General features: G+C 40.1%; 22 protein-coding genes and 1 riboswitch. Of the genes, 10 read left to right on the top strand and 12 right to left on the bottom strand.

Annotation, left to right across the window (positions count from 1 at the left end; genetic code table 11):
- The first annotated feature begins 29 nt into the window (after nt 1–29).
- Genes M3189_RS10830 through M3189_RS10815 form a run of 4 tightly spaced genes read left to right on the top strand, consistent with a single transcriptional unit; the run spans nt 30 to nt 3,583 of the window.
- The gene (locus M3189_RS10830; RefSeq protein WP_251634071.1) at nt 30–629 is read left to right on the top strand and encodes a Ykof family thiamine-binding protein; all 600 of its coding nucleotides are present in this window, start codon (nt 30–32) and stop codon (nt 627–629) included.
- The gene (locus M3189_RS10825; protein ID WP_251634070.1) at nt 630–1,211 is read left to right on the top strand and encodes an ECF transporter S component; all 582 of its coding nucleotides are present in this window, start codon (nt 630–632) and stop codon (nt 1,209–1,211) included.
- The gene (locus M3189_RS10820) at nt 1,198–2,817 is read left to right on the top strand and encodes an ABC transporter ATP-binding protein (protein WP_251634069.1); all 1,620 of its coding nucleotides are present in this window, start codon (nt 1,198–1,200) and stop codon (nt 2,815–2,817) included. The genes M3189_RS10825 and M3189_RS10820 overlap by 14 nt, the downstream gene beginning before the upstream one ends.
- A complete protein-coding gene (locus M3189_RS10815; RefSeq protein ID WP_251634068.1) occupies nt 2,804–3,583 on the top strand; it encodes an energy-coupling factor transporter transmembrane component T family protein in 780 nt (259 codons plus the stop codon). The genes M3189_RS10820 and M3189_RS10815 overlap by 14 nt, the downstream gene beginning before the upstream one ends.
- Before the next feature lie 58 nt (nt 3,584–3,641).
- Here M3189_RS10815 and M3189_RS10810 read toward each other — a convergent pair whose 3' ends face one another.
- The 3 genes from M3189_RS10810 to M3189_RS10800 form a co-directional block, all read right to left on the bottom strand.
- A complete protein-coding gene (locus M3189_RS10810) occupies nt 3,642–3,923 on the bottom strand; it encodes a DUF3221 domain-containing protein (protein ID WP_251634067.1) in 282 nt (93 codons plus the stop codon).
- Between the two features lie 30 nt (nt 3,924–3,953).
- Nucleotides 3,954–4,403: a DUF6376 family protein gene (locus tag M3189_RS10805; protein WP_251634066.1), complete on the bottom strand. Its 450-nt coding sequence runs from the start codon at nt 4,401–4,403 to the stop codon at nt 3,954–3,956.
- A 110-nt stretch (nt 4,404–4,513) separates the two neighbouring features.
- Nucleotides 4,514–4,957: a helix-turn-helix domain-containing protein gene (locus tag M3189_RS10800; protein ID WP_251634065.1), complete on the bottom strand. Its 444-nt coding sequence runs from the start codon at nt 4,955–4,957 to the stop codon at nt 4,514–4,516.
- Between the two features lie 184 nt (nt 4,958–5,141).
- Between M3189_RS10800 and M3189_RS10795 the strand changes: the two genes are divergently transcribed.
- Nucleotides 5,142–5,753 (top strand): transposase, encoded by a 612-nt coding sequence (locus tag M3189_RS10795; RefSeq protein WP_251634064.1) that lies wholly within the window; start codon nt 5,142–5,144, stop codon nt 5,751–5,753.
- Nucleotides 5,738–7,225, top strand: coding sequence for a YifB family Mg chelatase-like AAA ATPase (locus M3189_RS10790; RefSeq protein ID WP_251634063.1), 1,488 nt, complete (start codon nt 5,738–5,740; stop codon nt 7,223–7,225). Before M3189_RS10795 ends, M3189_RS10790 begins: the two co-directional genes overlap by 16 nt.
- Nucleotides 7,226–7,335: 110 nt before the next feature.
- Here M3189_RS10790 and M3189_RS10785 read toward each other — a convergent pair whose 3' ends face one another.
- From M3189_RS10785 to M3189_RS10760, 6 genes are all read right to left on the bottom strand, one after another.
- Nucleotides 7,336–8,943, bottom strand: a complete 1,608-nt coding sequence (locus M3189_RS10785; protein WP_251634062.1) for an aminotransferase class V-fold PLP-dependent enzyme — start codon at nt 8,941–8,943, stop codon at nt 7,336–7,338.
- Nucleotides 8,936–9,502, bottom strand: a complete 567-nt coding sequence (locus M3189_RS10780) for a glycerol-3-phosphate acyltransferase (RefSeq protein ID WP_251634061.1) — start codon at nt 9,500–9,502, stop codon at nt 8,936–8,938. Before M3189_RS10780 ends, M3189_RS10785 begins: the two co-directional genes overlap by 8 nt.
- Nucleotides 9,503–9,704: 202 nt before the next feature.
- Nucleotides 9,705–9,977: a hypothetical protein gene (locus tag M3189_RS10775; RefSeq protein ID WP_251634059.1), complete on the bottom strand. Its 273-nt coding sequence runs from the start codon at nt 9,975–9,977 to the stop codon at nt 9,705–9,707.
- A gap of 140 nt (nt 9,978–10,117) precedes the next feature.
- The gene (locus M3189_RS10770) at nt 10,118–11,431 is read right to left on the bottom strand and encodes a S1C family serine protease (protein ID WP_251634058.1); all 1,314 of its coding nucleotides are present in this window, start codon (nt 11,429–11,431) and stop codon (nt 10,118–10,120) included.
- 298 nt (nt 11,432–11,729) lie between these two features.
- Complete coding sequence (zupT, locus tag M3189_RS10765; RefSeq protein ID WP_251634056.1) at nt 11,730–12,542, bottom strand: zinc transporter ZupT; 813 nt, start codon at nt 12,540–12,542, stop codon at nt 11,730–11,732.
- A gap of 203 nt (nt 12,543–12,745) precedes the next feature.
- Nucleotides 12,746–13,114, bottom strand: coding sequence for a hypothetical protein (locus M3189_RS10760; protein WP_251634054.1), 369 nt, complete (start codon nt 13,112–13,114; stop codon nt 12,746–12,748).
- 379 nt (nt 13,115–13,493) lie between these two features.
- Between M3189_RS10760 and M3189_RS10755 the strand changes: the two genes are divergently transcribed.
- The 3 genes from M3189_RS10755 (at nt 13,494) to M3189_RS10745 (ending at nt 15,817) form a co-directional block, all read left to right on the top strand.
- On the top strand, nt 13,494–14,150 hold the full coding sequence (locus tag M3189_RS10755) for a 5-bromo-4-chloroindolyl phosphate hydrolysis family protein (protein ID WP_251634052.1): 657 nt from the start codon (nt 13,494–13,496) through the stop codon (nt 14,148–14,150).
- A complete protein-coding gene (locus M3189_RS10750) occupies nt 14,147–15,331 on the top strand; it encodes a toxic anion resistance protein (protein WP_251634051.1) in 1,185 nt (394 codons plus the stop codon). The genes M3189_RS10755 and M3189_RS10750 overlap by 4 nt, the downstream gene beginning before the upstream one ends.
- A 184-nt stretch (nt 15,332–15,515) precedes the next feature.
- Nucleotides 15,516–15,600: riboswitch (cyclic di-GMP riboswitch) on the top strand.
- A gap of 46 nt (nt 15,601–15,646) precedes the next feature.
- Entirely contained in the window at nt 15,647–15,817 is a 171-nt protein-coding gene (locus tag M3189_RS10745) for a hypothetical protein (RefSeq protein WP_251634049.1), read from the top strand.
- A gap of 284 nt (nt 15,818–16,101) precedes the next feature.
- Here the strand turns inward: M3189_RS10745 and M3189_RS10740 are convergent, their stop codons facing one another.
- The gene (locus tag M3189_RS10740) at nt 16,102–17,154 is read right to left on the bottom strand and encodes a multicopper oxidase domain-containing protein (protein WP_251634047.1); all 1,053 of its coding nucleotides are present in this window, start codon (nt 17,152–17,154) and stop codon (nt 16,102–16,104) included.
- 252 nt (nt 17,155–17,406) lie between these two features.
- Between M3189_RS10740 and M3189_RS10735 the strand changes: the two genes are divergently transcribed.
- Complete coding sequence (locus tag M3189_RS10735) at nt 17,407–17,544, top strand: hypothetical protein (protein WP_251634045.1); 138 nt, start codon at nt 17,407–17,409, stop codon at nt 17,542–17,544.
- A gap of 125 nt (nt 17,545–17,669) precedes the next feature.
- Here the strand turns inward: M3189_RS10735 and M3189_RS10730 are convergent, their stop codons facing one another.
- The gene (locus M3189_RS10730) at nt 17,670–18,602 is read right to left on the bottom strand and encodes a RecB family exonuclease (RefSeq protein WP_251634044.1); all 933 of its coding nucleotides are present in this window, start codon (nt 18,600–18,602) and stop codon (nt 17,670–17,672) included.
- 100 nt (nt 18,603–18,702) lie between these two features.
- Entirely contained in the window at nt 18,703–20,409 is a 1,707-nt protein-coding gene (locus M3189_RS10725) for a hypothetical protein (RefSeq protein ID WP_251634043.1), read from the bottom strand.
- Nucleotides 20,410–20,462: the final 53 nt, after the last annotated feature.

Genomic DNA, 20,462 nt, shown 5'->3' with positions numbered 1-20,462 from the left:
TTGCCAAATAACGATAGGGGGAATTTTAGATGTCTAATTTTTGTGGAACAAGTGAAATCACAGGGGCGCGTTTTTCGATTTATCCGATGTCTGATAGGTTTGTAGATATTATTCTATCAGCATTAAAGGAAGTAGATACTTCAAAGGTTTGGATGGAGTCGGACGATGTGAGTACATGTGTAAGAGGCAGGTCCGAGCATGTTTTTGATGTTGTGAAAGCTATTTTCTTAGAATCATCAAAAAACGGTGATCATGTTGTGCTGCAAGCGACCTTTTCAAATGGCTGTCCCGGAGATTCTGCAGGCGATGTTTATCTATCCGAAAACTCCGAGCGACTTAATGAGGAAAAATCACAGCAAATTAAACAAGAAGTGGCTGTCCAATTTGCCCTATATCCAATGGGGATTCCAACCTATATGAATGTGATTATGGATCAGTGTAAACTTGCTCAGGAACAGGGAACTTTTACAAAAGGGGTTCACTATGCATCAAGACTTGATGGCGATGCGAACAAGGTTTTCAAAACATTGGAGGATGCTTTCCAAGGTGCGCACGATAGCGATTCTACACATATCGTTATGACGGTTGCGATGTCTGCGAACAGCCCTTCAAAAAAGGGGGATAAATAAATGCTCGCAAAATGGAAACTCCGTGAGGTTATTGTTTTATCCGTACTAGCCGTTGTGTTTGCTGTCGTCTATCTGTTGTTTCTCCAACTCGGTAATGTTCTTTTCGGTCTATTTGGTTTGATTGGCTATGATATTATCTTTGGAATTTGGTTTATCGTTTCGATTATTGCGGCTTATATTATTCGCAAGCCGGGTGCTGCCTTTCTCTCTGAAACAGTCGCTGCGACGGTGGAGGTTATGCTTGGAAACGCAGTTGGACCGCAGTTGATCATCTCCGGTATGATCCAAGGTTTAGGCGCGGAAACTGTCTTTGCCGCAACAAGGTGGAAGAATTATTCGACCTGGGTATTGATGGCAGCAGGGATGGGTTCATCACTATTTAGCTTTGCTTGGGGCTTTTATGTCTCAGGATTTGCCGCTCTGTCGCCAGGTTATGTGACCGCTATGTTCTTTGTCCGCCTTGTGAGCGGAGCATTGCTCGCTGGTTTACTTGGTAAGTATCTAAGTGAAGGTCTTGCCAAAACAGGGGCCTTAAACAGTTTTCCATTAGGAAAGGAACACAAGCGCAATGTCACGGTTTGAACCACAGATTCAGGTAGAGGGACTGGGATTCAGCTATGAAGAGGGCGCTATTTTCAAAGACCTTTCTTTTTCCGTCTTGAAAAATCAATCACTGTTACTTCTTGGCCCAAGCGGTTCGGGAAAAAGTACACTTGCTTATTGTCTAAACAAGCTGTATCCGGAGGCAGTGGATGGAGAATTGGTAGGGAGCATTACTTTTGAAGGGCGAAATCTGGATGAATTTAAACAGGGCGAACTCAACCAGAAAATCGGGATTGTTTTTCAAGACCCCGAAAGCCAATTCTGTATGCTGACCGTTGAGGAGGAAGTAGCGTTTGGCTTGGAGAATTTCCATGTACCACGGGCAGAGATGGAAGCGAAGATTAATCATGCACTTAAATTGGTAGGCCTGCAGGCTGAAAAAAAGACCATGATTCATACACTATCTGGGGGTCAAAAGCAGAAACTTGCTCTTGCGTGTGTATTAGCACTCGAGCCGGAGGTCATCATCCTTGATGAACCGACGGCTAATCTTGACCCTCAGTCAAGTTCAGACCTAGTAGAGACCATCGCTCGTTTAAAAAAAGAGCGCCCGTTTACGCTGATTGTCGTGGAACATAAACTTGACGATTGGGTGGAGCTGATTGACCGCTGTCTTGTTTTCGATTCTAATGCGAGTATTCTTTTCGATGGCAGTTCTGAACAATGTTTTGGGGAATTTGCTCCTTTTTTGAAAAAGGAAGGTATTTGGCTCCCAAAGGTAGTAGAGGCAGCCCTAACAGCAAAGGATGCTGGTGTGTATAAAGGGGAGAAACCTCCGCTCCGAAATCATGAATTACTGTCAGGACTTGAAGATCCAGATGCTTTTTTTAAAAAAGATACCAAAACCAGGTCCAAAAGCAAACCAATCCTCGAAGCTAGTGGCCTGTATGCACGCGGACACTTGAAAAATGTTAGTCTGACGATTCAAAAAGGAGAACTGACAGCACTGGTTGGCGCCAATGGGTCGGGGAAGACGACTCTATCAAAATGTTTGGCCGGACTGATTCCACTTACTCAAGGGGAGATTCATTTTCTCGGCGTTCCGCTTTCCAAGTGGAAGGAAAAGGATTTATTTCAGCTTTTGGGATATGTTTTTCAAAATCCTGAGCATCAGTTTATCACTGACAGTGTTTATGAGGAAATTGCCTTTGGTCTTGAACACAAATCAACTGCTCTTGCCATCCTTGAAAAAATTGGATTGAAAAAACACGCTAATGCCCATCCTTTTTCCCTTAGCCAAGGGCAGAAGCGTCGCTTGAGTGTCGCAACCATGCTCGTTCATGACCAAGAGCTGCTTATTCTTGATGAACCGACATTTGGGCAGGATGCCAACACAGCGTATGAAATCATGAGGGTACTAGATGAAAAACAGGGTGCCGTTTTGATGATTACCCATGATATGGAACTGGTTGACCAATATGCGGATACCATACATGTTTTGGATGAGGGAGAGTTGATTTTCTCGGGGACACCTGAGAGCTTGTGGGAAAAACATGAAGTCGTAGACAGAGCAAGGCTAAAGCTGCCTTTTAGAAAGCAGCTGCTAAACGAAATCGTAAGGAGAGAGATTCATGTCGCTCAATGAGGTGAATCCAAGTATAAAAGCATTCGCTATCGTCATTTCTATCTTAATCTTATCGGTGTTTTTCGATCCAATTACACCACTTGTGACCATTCTTTGGTCCGTAACAGTGACCTTTTTATTTGGCCGTGTTTCTTTTAAAAAATGGCTGCTGTTATTCGCTCCGTTTTTATTTATCGCTGTGATTTATGTCTGGTCAACTATGCTATTTCCACGGCTCCAAGGTGGTGATTCGGTCATTTGGCAATGGGGGTTCTTGACGCTGACAGCAGAAGGCTTTCAGAGAGGAGCTTCACTTGGTTTACGAGTGTTAAGCTTTGCCACGTTATCGATTATGTTTACGTTAACGACGAAACCAACCGACTTCCTGCTTAGCCTTATGCAGCAGTGTAAACTGCCGCCAAAGCTCGCCTACGGAATTATGGCCGGTTACCGATTCCTGCCGTTAATCAAGGAAGAGTTTCAGACCCTGCAAAATGCGCATCGAGTAAGGGGCGTAGCACGGGCACGAACCATACCTGATAAAGTAAAGCAGTTGAAACGATATGTGATACCACTCCTTGCTGGAGCAATCCGTAAAGCAGAGCGCACCGCACTTGCGATGGAATCAAAAGGCTTCACTGGAGATAAAAATCGGATATTCTACCGAGAGATTACGGTGTCGCGTATGGACTGGCTCTTTTTCATCCTCATGATTAGCGCCGTCTGTCTCAGTGCTTTCATTTCTTGGAAACTAGGATATTTGCAGTTTTATAATGGTGAACTGTAAATACGAAGCATTACGATAGCAAAAGAAAACAGGCTGAATGATGAGTCAGCCTGTTTTCCTATTTGATAAGCTCAATATTTAAAGCCGTACCTTGTAAAGGATAGGACTCTCGAATTTTTCCATCTGTCCAAACTGCAACACTTTGACCTTGTTTGAAGTCTCGCACGTCGGTTCCATCAGGCAATGAGAGCCAGATTAAACCCAATTTTTCATCTTCTACTAAAATACTGCTGTGCCCAACTTCCATAACGGTTCCTTTAATATCAGATTCACCCTTAGAATTGCAGCTTGTTAGTAAGAGGAAACCTAAAATGAATGAAAAGATAAAGTATTTTCTCAAGTAGCTCTACCTCCTTCGTTTGGAGTCGAACTATTCACCACTAAGCTGTTTAATCTGGTCAATGATGCTGGTAATATCTTGTACGGATTGAAACAGCTCAGTATTTTCAAGTATTGCCGGATCAAGCAGTCCATCCTTGAAATTGTTTAAATAGGTTTCAATTTCAGCTACAATCGTACTGTTTTGTTCAATGATCTGCTGATGAAGCTCAGCAGCAATATCCGGTGCTTGAATTTCACTAAAGGCTTGAGCGGTTTCCTGCATTTGTTGAAGCATGGTCTGTAAATCCTCAGCAGCCTGGAGGTCACCAACCGCTTGCTGCGCAAGCGCAGGGGCATCACTAGCAAAATCAGTCGCTGCAGACAAATAATCAGTTGCTTCATTAACATAAGAAATCGTATCCTGTGCATCATTGAGGAAAGAACATCCCCCAAGAAAAAATAACATGCTCGCAGATAATACAATCAATAATTTTCTCAAAATAAAACCTCCGTTTATTGGTGTTTTTGTATGGTGCCTGTCACCACTCGTGGACAAAGGCGCCATTTTGTCCGTGTGGAGTGGACAGTTGGGTTTGTGGCAGTGTTTTGTTAAGGTATTATTTCATACCTTTTACAGAGGTTTATTATTGAGGCTGTTGGTTTATTTTCATTGATGTTTATTTTCTTATTTGATTGATGTTTTGGATGTTTATTTTTGAAGTTATGTGATCTTTTCTTTTGTAGAACTAAATTCCTTTGTTTGTCTCTTTGCTTTGTTAATTCATATTTATTACGTTGATATATTTGACTCCTATTAAGAAAATCGATATTATCCTTTTCAATCTCTATAATTAATGCGGAAGGTTTCATTTCAAATGCCCTAGCAAGGTAAAAAAAGATTCCAAATTCTATATCTGGGTACATCTCTTCTTCCAGTTCTCGAAGAAATTTGGGGTCTTCGTCAATAAGTTCAGCAACATCTTCAATTGAAAGCTGCCTTTCCATTCTTAATCTGCGTATTACTTTTCCATGTTCTAATTTGCCTAAATACATCTTTTCCCCTCCTTCCAAGTTAATTATATAACTAATTTCAATTAATTAGAAATGAATGACCTTTCTTCTGTTTACTGAGGAGGGATTTTGGAGGATGTTGTCGAATAGTATAATTTAATTTCCCCGCTTTACAAGCTCACCAATTTTTCATCAATCAAAATCCACCGAAATAGGAGTGATCACAATGGGTCGAAAACGCCGTGCTTGGTTTCCAGGTGCAAAGTATCATATTACAAGTAGAGGAAATCGGAAATCTACACTTTTTTATGATGACGAAGATCGAATGAAGTATCTTAGCTTTTTAAAAGAAACAATGGATCGCTTTCCATTTACGCTCCACACCTTCTGTTTAATGACCAATCATACACACCTCCAGATTCAAACTTCAGACACTTCTCCAACCATTCTTATGAGCCATCTCAATACAAAATACGCCAAATATTTCAATAAAAAGTATAACTACAGCGGCCATGTATTTGAAAAGCGATACGGAGCCGAATTATTAGATTCCCTTGATTATGAATTCGATGTCAGTAAGTATATTCATCTGAATCCGCTCAAAGCTGGCCTAGTAGATGAATTAGAGGACTATCCATGGAGCAGTTACAACGCTTATGTTTATGGCGAAATTAGCCAGCTAGTTGATACCAAACATCTGCTTTCCTATTTTCCTTCACCAGCGTCCAAGCATTATGAGGAATTTGTAAAGACGCCGCTTATGGATCTTTTTTTACTCAATAACGGAAAAGTTATGATGATTTCTAGAAAAGAGGAAAACCCATGTGTGCAAAAGTAACGAGTATTGGATTAAAGGGGATGGAGGGTTATCGTTTACATGTTGAGGTAAAAACGTTTGTTGGAAATGATTCTATCCGAATTGTTGGACTCCCTGACGCCGCAGTTAAAGAGTCCAAAGAACGTATTCTAGCAGCGCTTCGGTCACTAGGATATACCGTAAATGGCCAAAAAATAATTATCAATCTTTCACCCTCTGAACAAAAGAAAAGTGGTCCAATGTTTGATCTTCCTATGGCGATTGGTGTCTTAGTAAGTCTGAATGAACTGGTCATATCGATACCGGAAAACAATGGATTCATTGGAGCACTCTCTTTGGACGGTGGTGTTGTGCCCGTTGAAGGTATGCTCCCTGCAGTTTTAGCTGCGAAAAGGTTAGGGATAAAGAGGCTTTATATGCCTTATGATTCAAAGCTCCCGGTCCTCGATTTCGATGAGTTGGAAATTATCTATATTTCTACATTGAAAGAAGTTATAGAGAAGTTAGAAGGAAGGGGAGGGGCGCTTTTTTTACCAAAAATAGATGTAATTGGTTTAGATGAAAATCATAACTTTATCGACTTCAATCAAATTATCGGACATAAAAGTACTAAAAGAGCATTAGAAGTGGCGGCGGCAGGGGGACACCATGTTTTGATGACTGGACCTCCAGGATGCGGGAAGAGTATGCTGGCAGAGAGCTTTCCCTCCATTTTGCCTCCACTGTCAAAGGAAGGACAATTAGAAATAATTGCTCTACATCAATTAAGTGGAATCAGCTATCCTAATGCAAATTATCCCCCATTTCGAAATCCCCATCATTCTGCATCAGGAATCTCCATAATCGGTGGAGGGACTTACCCTAAGCCTGGAGAGATTTCCTTAGCCCATCGGGGTGTCTTATTCCTTGATGAAATTGCAGAATTCCCGAAAAAAACTCTTGATATGCTGCGGCAGCCATTTGAAAATGGCAAAATTACGATTAGCCGTACACATGCAACTCTAACATATCCAGCATCCTTTATCTTAATCGCCGCCATGAATCCATGTCCATGTGGGTATTCAGGTTCAAATACCCATTATTGCACCTGTACCTCAAGACAAACTCAATCTTACCACAATAGAATTTCTGGACCGCTTCGTGATAGATTTGATATTCATCTCAAAATTAAGCCCGTTAATTTAAAGGTTGAAACTGAAAAAGGGGAGATATCATCAAAATACTTCCAACATAGAGTGGAAACTGCTAGGAACAGGCAATACGAGCGGTATGGAAAAGAACTATGCAACAGTAGGGTTAGCTACGACACACTGCAAAAAACAAGTCCAATATCCCAGGAACAACATAGAACAATTCACCAGCTTGCTTCTAAGAAAAACTGGAGCAATCGTACCCAAATAAAAATCATCCGCCTAGCTCGAACCATTTCCGACCTAGAGGGAGAGAATGATATAACAGATGAAAGCATTTGGGAAGCCGTTACTCTCCGCTGATAATAAGGGTGACAGGCACCGCCCGTGGACAGTGTCCACCTCAGGCGGACACTCGGAAAATAAAAAGGTCACTGCCAGGATTTCTTTCTGACAGTGACTAAACCGGTTTTCTATTGACGATTCACTAATGCTTGTTGTAAGGCATTTTGTTCGTAGGTTATGACTCTATTTAGAAGGTGGGCCATTTTCTCCAAATCGGAGGTTGCGTAGTGATCGATGCAGGCAATCTGAATCCAGTTTCTTCGCTGTAGATAATCACTTTCGTAGTGCAGCTGATAGCCATGATTGTATAGGATATCTCCGATTACAGCGGAAGAAATAGAGCTTGCTATCTCGATCGTGAGAATGATGGGTGAGCTGTTTTCTTCACTGATAATCGTAAAATCAAATTGTTTAAACTGATTTTTTAAGAAAGAGTGTGTTGCCACCACTTTTTCAAAGGTTTCGTTATTAATATCTTCTAATGCTGCCAATAGTGCCTCTAGGAGGTTCGATGACTGTGAAAACGGGATGCTTTCCTTTGCCATGTAGGTTCCTAAATCAAGATATTTCGGAAGGGCTAATGATGGCTGAACCTCGTGGTGATGGAAAACGAACGAAAGCCCTGTTAGCGCACGAATGGCTTTTCCACTAACACCCGTTGCCAAAAATACTCCCTCTAAGTCTACTTCCAATGCCCCTAAAGAACTAATACAATCGAGACATAGTTTCAGTTGACGCTGCTCCGATATTTCCTTCAACAAACCAAGGTCATTGAGCATACCAGAGGAAGTTTCACTGTGAACAGCCCAAATCCAACTGGTTTCGTTTGATAATTCAGCAATGATTTCATTACGTGTGAAAGCCTGTCCCCAATCCTTTTGAAGTACATCGAAATTCAGACCCAATCTACTAGCCTGTTCCACTAAACGGCTGCCAAATTCACCATTTGTTAAAATGAGCCCCCGTCCAGATTCTAAGGAAAGCTGTGCTGCAACAACATCATTGGCAAGTGTTCCAGAGCCTAGGAAAATATGAACATATTTACTATTAACCAATCGACCAAGAATTCTCTTTGCCTTCTCTAGCTTTTCCTTATAAAGGTCTGACCGATGAGAAATCGGGGTTTTGCTTAATGCGGCTATAACTTTATCCGCAATTTGAACCGGTCCTGGCAAAAAGGGGATGGTTGGCGGTAGAATTCTGCCAGCAATCGATTCATCAAATGTTTTCTTAGTTAAGTACATAGGTTGAAATAGTGCATCTTCCGTCCCTGTTAATTGAGCAAAAGGCTGAAATCCTAATTGACCGTAAAGCTTCAATTGGCGGACTGTTCCGGAGATAAAAGCTATATCGTAACCTTTTTTTAAGCAATATTTTATTAGAAACTGTGCGAGACCTAAAAATACCCGGCCATTCCGGTATTCTTTTTTGACAGATAATAGCCTAACTTCGCATGGGGAGTTAACTGGAAATGACATTGATTGCTCAACGGGACCGATTTTTCGATCAAGTGAAAAAGGTCGATTATCGCGAATCGCAGCCATACCAATAACTTCGTTTTCTTTAATACAAATGATATATGTATTTTCAGGATGGAATGCGTCCACTAACTTTTGTTCCTCATTTTTTTGGTGCTGTGGAATTTCCTCTGAAAAGGTTTGATAGTTTAAGCGATGAATTTGTTCGAATTCATCAGGAGTGGTGGCGATTTTGAAAAAAAATTCGTGCTTACTCATTAGGTTTCAGCCTTTCCTTGAGATTTTCTGCATGTGCTGCGTAAAGCATAGCGATAATACCTAATGCTATGAGGCAACTTAGCCAATCATTATTTTTTATAAAAAGTACCACTGGGATAAATAGAAAGGTCGCTAATCCTGCTAAAGTGAAGCTTTTCATAAAAGGATAAAGGACGCAAAAACCCAGGATAATTACCGGAACAAGCAGTGGTTCAAAGGTAATAATTCCACCAATGAAGGTAGAAATTCCTTTTCCACCCTTGAATTTTAGGGTAACCGGCTTGATATGACCAAAAATGGCGAGAGCAAGCCCTACTAGTTGAATAGATTCAGAAAATTGCAAGTAACGGGCAGCCAAAATAACTAGGACACCTTTAAGTGCATCACCGAGAAAAATCAATACAAAAGCACTTTTGCCATGAAGGCGGCCGGCGTTTCTTGCACCGACATTACCGCTCCCTTGAACGCGAATATCCTTACGATAAATGATTTTCGTGATAAGAAAGCCAAACATGATACTGCCTATAAAATAAGAAAGAATAAAATATAACCAAATCATTCGAAACACAACCTTTGTGGGTTCTGGCTATAAAAGGAAAAAATGAATTCATTACCATTATAATATGATTCTTACATTATTCACATATACTTTGTGAAAACAACCTTCAAAAACGAGAACAATGAGGCGCACATAAGCATTTAGAGCAAGTGCTCATCATGACTTAAATTAAAAACATCCTCCAGTTGAGGATGTTTTTCTATTAGTCGCCACCACCCCCACCGCCCGAGTCGCCGCCCCCTGAGTCACTGTCAGAGCTGTAGGCATGATCATTGCTATAGTCATTGTCGTAAGGGTGATAGTGGTGACTCTTACTATTACTTCGGTTAGGGAAAATTAAAAAAGCTAATATAATCGATAAAATCCCAAAAAATACCTGATCAGCAAAAATCAAAAATACCCCAAAGACAAAAATGAGGAAACCAACCAATCGTAAAATCCCTCTCAGAAGCCATTCCTCCCCTAAAGTTAACATTTATTAATAGATATTAACTCCTACTACTTTTTATACGTTTTATCCATATTTGAAACAAAAATGAAACACCAAGGGATTCCCTTGGTGCCTGTCACCGATGAGACAACGTAGTTGTCTCCAATTATTCATTTTCCTTCATTTTAACTATTGTTTTCTTCGTCTTTTTTCTGTTGTTTCTTTTGCTGCTCTTGGAGGGCGAGTATGATATCTTGGACGTCAATTTTTCCATCGTTGTTTAGGTCTGGAATGGTGTTTTCCGGTACCTGTGGCGGTGGTGCTGCTGGTGGAATCTGCGGTGAAGCTGCAGCCGCAGGTCTATTTTTCGGTTTAAAGGCAAAGGTGAATACTAAGAGCAGTATAATCAATAATGCGGCAACGCCATCTACGATATAGAAGATGGTTTTATAATCCGACCATAAAGTTTTACTGTCTCCAGCTCGTTGCTCGGAGTTCGTGATGAACTTTTTAATTTCAGAGTGGTTTGGATAAAGTCTTTGGACCGCTTCGAATTTTTCTAGAGCGTTATCATAGTAGCCGCCCCAATAAAGCTCGAGCCCTTCCTTATACAGTTTATCTGTGTTGCTTGAACTATTTTTCGCACCAGCTTGGTTTGTAAATTCTTTAACGGTATTAACCGGCACGGAAAAGTTGAAGCCTTGAACTTCTTGGCCGTTTACAGTATCGCCTCTAAAGGTTAGTAAGCCAATGATTTCTCCTTTTTCATTGATTACTGGTCCACCACTATTTCCATGCGTGGCAGCTGCATTAATTTGAATAACCGGGCTTCCTTGCTCAGTTTTCTTATCTGTAGCAGAAATTTGACCAGCATTCATTGAGGATACGAGAGAGGAATCAGGTGATAGCAAATCAGAATCGGCAGCAGCCGGATAGCCGCTAACCCAAATATTATCCTGGTTTTGGATATTATCAGAATTTCCAAGTTTTAAAGTAGGAAGATTTTTCCCTTCAACCTTAAGTACCGCTACATCTTTACCCTCATTGACAGGTGCACCATAACTTTTCACTTCACCGTCAAGAATGTCCCCGCCTGGTAAAATAACTTTAATCACCTTTTGAATCTGTGTGTATTGCGTATACGTCAACATGTATTCATACGCTGTTTCATAATCTACCTGAAAATAATCTGCCATAATCGTGACTAGCTGATCAAATGCTGCATTGGCAATATCTTCGTCTTCCATTTGTGCGGATTCTACAACATGGGCATTCGTGACAATATACCCATCAGAGCTGATTATTGCACCAGAACCAGAGCCCCCAACAACAGACTGGTAGTTTAATTGACTTAGTATGGCCTCTACCTCAGGGTCATTAGGATTGTTAAATTGCCACCCAACCACAGAGTAGCCAAGAATCCGAACAACCGCTGGCTTCGTGTATTCCGCTAGCTTTTGAGCTTGAGAAATATTCGAAGAGCTAGGCTTAATACCCATTAGAACAAAAGAAGTAACCATCACCCCAATGAGTATCAAACAAAGCGGAATAGTAAAAAGGGCCCTTTTCATCAATAAATTCACCCTCTTCCATTTATTTTAGAAATTTCCATCTAATATATGCCCCCATTTGAACCTTGAAACTTTGTACCTAAAAATAAATAACCCTGGTGCGTAAATCGGTGCCTGTCACCGCTCGTGGACACTTTCCACCTCAGGCGGACACTTTCTTGAATCCGAAATGAAAAAAAGCCAGCAATTTGCTGGCTTTTGCGTATTCACTTTGATTTGAATTGGTTTAGATGAATAGTAATAGGCTAAGTGCCATGACGGCCATACCAGCCATGAGGCCATAGATTGCTAGATGGGATTCATCATATCTTTTTGCGGCAGGTAATAATTCATCCAAGGAGATGAACACCATAATTCCCGCAACAGCAGCGAAGATGATTCCAAACATGACATCGTTCAGGAAAGGCATTAAGAATAGATAGGCAACGATTGCGCCAATTGGTTCAGATAAGCCAGACAAGAATGATAGTTTGAAAGCCTTTTTCTTATCACCTGTTGCAAAATAAACTGGCACAGAAACGGCAATCCCCTCTGGGATGTTATGGATGGCTATCGCAACGGCGATAGCGATCCCTAGTGCAGGGTCCTGTAAAGCCGAAGTGAAGGTAGCAATTCCTTCAGGAAAGTTGTGGATACCTATGGCAAGTGCTGTAAATGTCCCCATTTTTAACAGGTCAGGTTTTTTCCCGTCAATGGGACCTGGCGTATTCATGTCCTCGACTGTTTTCAATTCATGCGGGTTGGATTGCTTTGGAATAAATTTGTCAATGGCAGCGATCAAGAGCATACCTCCGAAAAATCCACCCACCGTTAACCAGTTACCCGGAACAACACCCATTGCATCCACAAGAGCGACCTTTGCTTTTACAAAAATCTCTACCATGGATACATAAATCATGACACCAGCAGAAAACCCAAGGGTAACAGATAGAAATTTCGTATTTGTATGTGATGTGAAAAATGCGAGCAGACTTCCTATACCTGTTGCAAGGCCTGCAAATAATGTCAGTCCAAACGCTAAAAGCAGATTTTCTGTCATAGTCTCTTCTCCTTTTATTTTATGTTCCTTTATTTGAAGGTTTTGAATAATATTATATATGCGCAAATACAGAAATGTTTCCTTTGAGAAACATTTTACACCTGCTGAAACAAAAAAACAGTAAAAATATTTAAAAAATATAAAAAAAGCGTGAGGTCCATGGATATTACAAAAGGACCACACGCTTTAACTTTAAAAAAAAATCAGTATCCTTGGCCGAAACCGCCGCCATAGCCACCCATTCCAGGACCATATCCCGGTCCATACATGCCATAACCAGGTCCATATCCTGAACCATAACCAGGGGAACCTCCAGGATATCCGTATCCAGCACCGTATCCTGGACCATAACCAGGGTATCCATAACCAGGACCATATCCACCACCAAGACTTGAACCTAAATAACCTAATCCAAGGCCAAGCAGTCCTGCACCTACATTACCTAAATTAAAGCCGCCATGATGTCCACCGCCATGATGGCCACCGCCGTGATGTCCGCCACCATGATGTCCACCTTGTTGTCCGTATCGATAATCAAAGGGCATTCCAAATGATTGATACATTCGTTTCATCGCACTCCTCTATCTATTAAGTTGAAATATTTTCACGTGTTACCTTCATATCCTATGTATATCTGGGTATTCCTCTTGGACTATAGCCTACATAACATGAAACAGCTGGAAAGAGGAGGCCCACTGTCCACCCTAGGTGGACAGTGTCCACGAGCGGTGCCTGTCACCGTCAATGTCACCGCTAGCCCCATCACCCCAAAAATACGTCTTAGGTCTTAGTCTTGTTTACGTTTGTGGTCTATGGAAAGCAGGATTTTTATGGTGTATTGTTGAAGTAATGAAGGAAGTTTTGCCTTTTGATGTATTTTGTTTTGGTTGAAACATTTTTACTTTTCATTCGTATGAATATAAAGGATTTTTTAGTCAGGAGTCGATTAGGATGAACCGATTTTTAACGTTTTTAGTCCAGAGTGTTGTGACTGCTCCATCTGCGGTCACGGTATGGTTTTTAAGCTATTTTGCATTCGATTTAACATTTTTGATGTCGACCGCCATTTCATTAGCAGGCGGAGTCATCGTTTACAAGATTACATCCGGGGTCATGACCTCCCGCTTTTTAAAAAAACAACAGCTTACCAGAAAAGAATATCGTTATATAAAGAAAAACCTAGATGAAGCCAAACAAAAGATTAGTCGTCTAAATAAGTCACTATTTTCCATTCGCGATCTTTCTACATTAAAGCAGAGACTGGAAGTTCTTCGCATTACGAGGAAGATACAAAGCATGACGCAAGCAGAACCTAGACGCTTTTATAAAGCTGAGAAATTTTACTTTTCCCATTTAGATTCCGTTGTCGAGCTTACAGAAAAATATCGTTTTTTAGCGCAGCAGCCTAAGAAAAGTCATGAAATTGATGTTTCTTTATACGAAACACGCCAAACCCTAACCGACCTAACAAAGGCTTTAGAAGAGGATCTTTATCATGTGGTTGAAGATGATTTAGATTCCTTGAATTTTGAAATTGATGTTGCCAAGCATTCCATTAAAAAACTTAATGATCCTAAAACCATAGATGAAAGCAGGAGGTTAAAATGAGCGAAAATAATTCACCTCAATTAAATAAAAACGGAAATTTATTAGACGATATCCTAGCCAACCCGTTTGGTGAAAATCAAGAACTAGCACCACAAGCCCAGCCATCACCACAGCTTCAAGAAGCAAAGCCTACTAAGCTGATTGATGTCATTCCGGAAGAAAATCGGGCAAAGGCCTACCAACTTGCAGAACAAATCGACCCGAAAAACCACCAGGCGATGATTACGTACGGTACCCAAGCACAAGGGAAGCTTTTAAGCTTTTCCCATACAATGCTTGAGCATGTACAGAAAAAGGATATCGGCGAGGTTGGCGAAATCATCAGTGATTTAATGAAGCGCCTTGATGAGGTTAATCCGGATGAATTAAAGGATGGGAAGCCATCCTTTTTCGGGCGTATGTTTGGAAAAATCTCAAATTCTCTTCAAGAGGTACTATCCAAGTATCAAAAGACAGGTGCACAAATTGATCGAATTAGTGTGAAACTTGACCGAAGCAAGAACGTGCTTTTATCTGATATTAAATTGCTCGAACAACTTTATGAAACAAATAAAGAATATTTTCATGCTTTAAATGTGTATATTGCTGCGGGAGAAATTAAACTTGAAGAGCTCCATCAAAAAACAATCCCAGCTATGAAAAGGGAAGCGGAAGTAACAAGTGATCAAATGAAGTTCCAAGAAGTAAACGATATGGTTCAGTTTGCAGACCGTTTGGACAAACGTTTATACGATTTGAAATTGAGCCGTGAGATTACTATCCAGAGTGCTCCGCAAATCCGCCTGATTCAAAACACGAACCAAGCGCTAGTGGAAAAAATACAATCGTCCATCATGACGGCTATTCCACTTTGGAAAAACCAAGTTGCGATTGCGCTAACTCTTATTCGTCAGCGCCATGCAGTAGAAGCTCAGAAAAAGGTTTCCCAGACCACTAATGAACTATTATTGAAAAATGCAGAAATGCTAAAAACCAATACGATTGAGACAGCGAAAGAAAATGAACGTGGACTCGTTGATATCGAGACCCTTAAAAAGACACAGGAAAATTTAATCACCACGCTTGAAGAAACAATGCGCATCCAAGAAGAAGGGCGTCACAAACGCCGCCTGGCTGAACAAGAACTGGCCAATATGGAAAATGATTTACGATTAAAGCTTTTAGAAATCAAAGGTAAATAACAAAAGCGTCAAGTTCCAATAACGGACTTGACGCTTTTTGTTATGACCAAGGTACTAAGGCTGTTTTTTTTGATAAAGATAGGTATTGCAGCCTATTGGGAAAATTGGAGACGGAAACAAAGCAGGACCTAAGACTCTTTTTTATAATGGGGTTGTATCATATAGTTTTATTAAACACATAAATCGTACGAAACGGCAAAACCATTGAAAAATGGTGACGCAAAACTAAAGGGGCTAATGTTTAAGGACGATGCCAGCCAGTTACCGAACACGATCCTCTGCGGTTTATGTAAAACAAACGAGGAGGTTTTCTTTGTGTTGGTGAAAAATGTATTATTATGGGGTAAATATTATTATCATGTATTTCAGTACCGGCATATGGAAATGATGCAGAATGATTGCTTATGTGAGGAACTAAAGTGTGAGCTTAAGGTGAAGTCATTGTATCATAATAGCAAAGCAATTGAATTAGGAGCAAGAATATAAAACTAAGCCTGGGGTTCCAGGCTTTTTATTTTGGGGATAAGTTGTGGATAGAATAAAAAGGAATGTGAGTAAATAATCAACAAATGTGAATAAGTATGTTGATAATGTGGATAATTATTTATTTTCTGTGGATAATCATAAAAAACTTCAAAACAACACCTATCCTTTAGATAAGTGCCTAGTAAACTCGCAATTTTTATAACTATTGTTGATAACTTCTAAATTTTGAAGTTTCATATGAAAAAGCATCGGAGAAATTTCCGATGCTTTTTGTCAAAGGGCTATTAATGTGACATGGCTTGGCTTCCGTCATCCAATCCGTCTTTTGTAACTTTCAAGATTGCAACCGCACCCTTGGTTGCATGGTTAAACTGATGTGTGACAATCGGATAACTGCCTTCTTTTGTGACGGTGAATTCAACAACAGCCCCGCCGCTTGCAGGCAGCATTACGGTTTGCAAACCTTTCATGAGGTTAAATGGATTACCATCGATATAAACATTGTCAAATACGGTTCCGACCACATGAAAGCTGCTGACTTCATTTGGCCCCACATTGTTAATGTAAATCCTAACTTTGTCGCCAACCTTCGCAAGGAGAGGAGTGTCAACTAAGGCGCCAACGGTACCGTTTGTATTCAAATCGCCTTCTTTTAATGCTTTAGCTGAGAAGACGACTTGACTAGGAACTCCATTTGTAAAATCATTTAGGTCGTTGTATTTATACCATTCATTTTGAACGATAACAAATTCCCGGTCAATTTCAGAATCGGTTGGGTAACCGTCTTTAGGCTTAACAATAATCGTTCCGTGCATTCCATTGGCGATATGGGCTAAAACTGGTTTTGTACCACAGTGGTACATGAAAACTCCAGGATTGTTTGCTGGATAGGTAAAGCTTCCTGTTTCATTAGGCATAATATCGATAAAATCCTTTGATGGGGAGGCGTGAACGGCATGAAAGTCCATGCTATGCGGGATGGATGGATCTAAGTTTTTTAAAGTAAAATTAATGGTGTCGCCTTCATTGACTACAATGATGGGTCCAGGTGCTTCACCATTAAATGTCCATGCTTTGTACATATTGCCCTTTGTAATTTCGATATCGGTAATTTGTGCGGTCATGTCAATATTGACTTCGTGTTCTCCAACACGTTCTATGTTGACGGGAGTTGGCTTTTGATTGAGATCTTTGTGAGGTGCAATAACTTGTGAGGCAGTATTAGCTTTTGCTACTTTTGAAGACTGTGGATTCAAGGCGGGATTGGCAGAATTACAAGCACTTAAAACCATTACAGAAGTGACTATAACACTAGCGAACTTCAAGAATTTTTTCATTTGATTCTACCCCTTTAAATTAAATTGTTTACACTTTCATTGTAAATTCTGTCAAAAATATCCTAGTGATTTGAATCACTCATTATTTAGAATTGTATGAACACTTTGTGAAATGTTGAGCAATTAATAATGTTTGTAAGTTAATTAAGTAATTTAAGTAAATAATACAAGTCCCTAGAAAAAGCAGTAGAAATACTTCATACATTGAAATAACTGGGCATATTAAAAATAAACCTACAACGGGAGGAAACAATGGAAAACGAAAAGGAAAGAGACCAAACAAGCAAAGGACTAAACCAAATCTTCGAAATCATCAACGCCAAAGGTGACGAGGGAGAAATAAAGCAGATCCTCCAAACAGATGAAGTTGAAGAAAAGAAAGAGAAATAGGGTGCCTGTCACCAAATGGTGAAACCATTTGGTGACAGGCACCGCTCGTGGACACTGTCCACCCCAGGCGGACAAAGGGCCCCAAAAAACCTCAAACTATGATAAAGTTTGAGGTCTTATTATTGTTAATACATTTCACAAAGTTCTTTGTAGTTGCAGCGGTTGCATTTTTTGATGGTGTTGGTTTTGGGGAATAGGGTAAAGTTCAGTGGCTGGTTTGCAGTAATGTCTTTTAAGTAGTGCTGCATCTGTACAACGCTCATTCCAAAGAGTTCATGGACTTTTTCAAGGTCAGTTTCTGTTAATTGATAGGTTTTGTTTGTACCCGTTAACAGATATTCATTTCGGATGATAATTTCTTCAATCGATTGCACCTTCAATACCCTTTTCAAATAAAGAGCATACAATGCTAGCTGGTGTCTGTCCTCGAAGGCTTCTTTTCCGGTTTTCCAATCAACAATAATCCATTTACCCTCAATCATATCCCGGTACAAAAAATCCATAACGATAAAAATCTTGACTCCATCAATAAACATAAACCGAAAACGTTCAGCCTCAACAAACTGCATTTCTTTCTTTTCTCTTACATCCGTAAAGGTTTTGCTCTTCAAAAAGTTACCCATTGAAACACTTAAGCGTTTCTGGATTTCATCGACTTTATCCTGCGGCAGCTCGCCATGATAGTAAATTTCATGAAGCATTTGAAAATGGTTCGGTCGCTCTCTCCATAAATCAGCACGGACCTTTGAGTCCTTAAAGGCTGAATTCAACTTTCCACGCAATCGCTGAATTAATTCTGCTTCCGGTGGGATGAACCCTGTATTTATATAGTTTCCAATAACTGAAAGAATAAGGTCATGGACAGCACTTCCAAAAAGAATCTCTAAATTTGTCATTTTCTTAAAACGATAGGCATCTTTCGCAAGAATATTGGAATCCCGCAGCCAGCCATTATGGCTGATATAATATTCAAAAGCATACTTTCTTGGGCATTCCATCAGTGCTTTATGGCGTGACAGAGACCAAGAGAATTCAGGATACGGTTTTATTTCAAACATGGTGGCAATCCCCTTTTTAAAACTAATAATCATCCTAAAATGTTACTAGAAAATCCAATAAAGAGCATTCCCGTTCGAGGAATGCTCTATTTGTCGCACCTTATTTCTTCTCAAATTGTTGATTGACAAAAGCATACGTTTCAGATTGCCCTTCTCCACCAAGGAGTGTGAGTGTATTATCGACTAATTTCGCATCAGACATCCCTTTTATAGCTAGGTCAGAACGAAGGCCCACACTTCCATCTTTTGAAACCAGACTGTACACCCATACAAACGATTCATAGGTTTGGCTGAGCGCCATAATCACCAACTCATGGGTGCCATTTTTATCGAAATCATACTCTGTATGGTAAAGGGAAAACTCTTCTTTTAAAACTCCCTTGTCATCAAAAGGTGATGCCTCTGATTCCATCACCAATTCAATAGGGGTTTCGATATTTTGCCCACTCGTTAATACAAGGCCTTTTCCGCCAGTTGGATTTGCCTGCCCAAAAGTTATTTTCTGTTGTTCTCCATTTACAAGGAACATATATGGATTATCAGCATCCCAACGTTTAAAAGGTTCTAACGAGGTTTTTTCACTCACTCCCACTTGATCCGGCTTTGCAGGTTTGTTTGTTTTTGAATAGGCCATCTTTTCATCTTTGTCAAACAAGATGTCATAACCAAGATAAATCCCACTTCCAATCACAAGGGTGCTGAGGAACACAATCGATACATGCCCGCCATACCTTTTTAAAAATCTAACCACAGGACTAGATGTCTCATTTTGAACCTCTTTCACCAATCTTCTAAAGCTAGGGGATGAAATCATTTGGAGTTCATTTTTTGCATTTTTATTCTTCCAAATTGACCTTGGATGGGTTTTCAAATAGGCCTTCAATGCTCGGTGGTAATGATGATCAAGCTGCAGGTTCTTCGCAGTCCATTTAATAAATGATAACATTCGCTCATCGTCAGCATGTTTACTCAAATACCCAAAAAGCTGTGGATAATGATAACTGCCTTCTTCGTTATCAAAAGCAGCGAGTATATGCTGGAAATACTTTTCCGAAAGGTTACTACGCAAAATATTTTTTACTATCTCTCGAAGTTCCTCGCGGTTTTCAAGTGATAAACGCTGAATAATCACTCCTACAGAAACAACAGGTTTGGTAAACAATTCATGAAGGACTTTCAAAATCTTGTACTTACGGATGATTTTTGTATCCTTAAGTTCAAGCTCAGTCAGCTTTCCAGTTGAAAGGAGCGCAAAGGTATCGATGTCCTTGAGAGTCATATTCCGTAATTCAAACCCATCTACTAAAGCAATTTCCGCGTAAACCATCATCTTTTCTTTTATTTTTGAAAAATCAATGTAAGGGTTTGTTACTTTAAATGCTTGGACCGCACTAGCGGCTTTATATGGATTAGTGGAATTGCCAACAGCATCTGCTGTCTTTTGGATTGATAATAGCTGAAAGGAACGATTCTTATGTAAATAGGGTGCAGTTTCCAGGAGATGATTAATCTCTGCTAAGATGTCTTCCACATGTGTGAGGTTGAATTTAGTTTCTAGAATAACCTTTAACAGCTTACTGTAGTCCTGTTGTTGATGAATAAACATTAGAACATAGTTGTAGATAGTTTCGTGGTCCTCAATCAATTTCCATAATGCATGAAAAACAGATTGATTCTGGTAATGTTCGAGTGTGTTCAGAATAAAGGCAAGCCCTTCATCCTTAAGGGTATTCTGGTTAGATCCAAGCACAGCTTTAAAAGAGTCAATTATGTATTCCTGATTATTTTTCGCATAGAAATCACTCAATCCGACAATCTCCCTTATCAGTTTCTACTATTAATGTAATTAATTTACTTATG

Source organism: Neobacillus niacini (genome assembly GCF_023715415.1).
In the GTDB taxonomy this organism is placed as follows: Bacteria; Bacillota; Bacilli; order Bacillales; family Cytobacillaceae; genus Neobacillus; species Neobacillus niacini_C.
This window is presented reverse-complemented; position numbering and strand designations above follow the sequence as displayed.